General features: G+C 47.3%; 1 protein-coding gene. It reads left to right on the top strand.

Annotated elements, in window-relative coordinates; translation table 11 throughout:
* Positions 1-182: 182 nt before the first annotated feature.
* Positions 183-1,148, top strand: coding sequence for an IS110 family transposase (locus tag ACO0LI_RS30585; RefSeq protein WP_423037695.1), 966 nt, complete (start codon positions 183-185; stop codon positions 1,146-1,148).
* The last annotated feature ends 20 nt before the right edge of the window (positions 1,149-1,168 follow it).

Here is a 1,168-nt window from a genome sequence, read left to right as displayed (position 1 = left end):
CCAACAAGTTCTTGGTAGGCATATCAAGATCGAGTGACTGGATGCCGGATCGTACCTTAGGTTTGAAACCTGCGACGTAGATTTCTGCACCAGTCACTCACCCCTCGTTTTAAATCGAACAGTATCTTTGGCCCAGCATGCTGGCAGCCCGTATTCACAAGGTAGGTTATCAGAGGATTTGTATGCACGATTTTCATTTGGGAATTGATGTCGCGAAGCTGAAATTAGATTGTACTTTGCGCCTGACAACTGGCAAATTCCGCCACAAGGTAATTCAAAATAATCAGCAAGGGTTTCAGGAATTAAGCGCCTGGCTCAACAAGCAAGGTGCGGCCATAGCCCATGTCTGCATGGAAGCTACAGGTATTTATTGGGAGGCTGTGGCACACTATTTCGCTCAACAGAAATTCCCTGTTAGTGTGGTTAACCCCGCACAAATTAAAGCATTCGGTGTCTCCCGCTTAGTCAGAACCAAAACGGATAAGGTCGATGCTCGCCTGATCTCAGAATTTGCTTTTGAGCGAAATCCTGGACTGTGGACTGCTCCGTCATTGGCAGAGCAATCCCTACGTGCCATGGTGTTGCGCCTGGATGCCTTGCAAGTGATGCGGACACAAGAACTCAACCGGCTTGAGGTAGCCCGTGATGCCATTCGACAAGGCTTGGTTAATCATATTGAGTGGCTGGAGAAAGAAATCAAGTCACTGACCCGGTCGATCAACAATCATATGAATAATGATCCAGATTTAAAAGATAAGCAAAAATTATTAGACAGTGTTCCTGGGCTCGGCGAGCGCACGATTGCTGTACTGCTTTCGTATTATGCAGACGCTGAACGTTTTTCTTCTGTAAAGAAGGCTGTTGCCTTTGCAGGTCTTGACCCAGAGCATCATGAGTCCGGCAGCAGTGTCTGTCGCAAAGCAAAAATGTCAAAGGTTGGGCATACATTTATTCGTAAAGCGCTCTATATGCCCGCCATGGTAACTCTGCATCGAACCACCTGGGGTAAGGTCTTCCGACAACGATTAGCCGCAGCCGGGAAACCTGCCAAGCTCATTATTGGCGCTATGATGAGAAAGTTGATACATGTCGCTTTGGGGGTGTTGAAGTCCGGAAAGCCATTCGATGCTAGCTTGCATTTAGCTTGACTGGAATAACAGTATCTACG

The organism is Undibacterium sp. Tian12W (assembly GCF_049339405.1).
GTDB lineage: Bacteria > Pseudomonadota > Gammaproteobacteria > Burkholderiales > Burkholderiaceae_D > Undibacterium.
The sequence above is the reverse complement of the archived record's forward strand: the minus strand, read 5'-3'. Positions and strand labels throughout refer to the sequence as shown.

What these genes read in the sequence shown, in the direction of transcription:
- ACO0LI_RS30585 (WP_423037695.1), top strand. Translation starts at nt 183, where the DNA reads ATGCACGATTTTCATTTGGGAATTGATGTCGCGAAGCTGAAATTAGAT.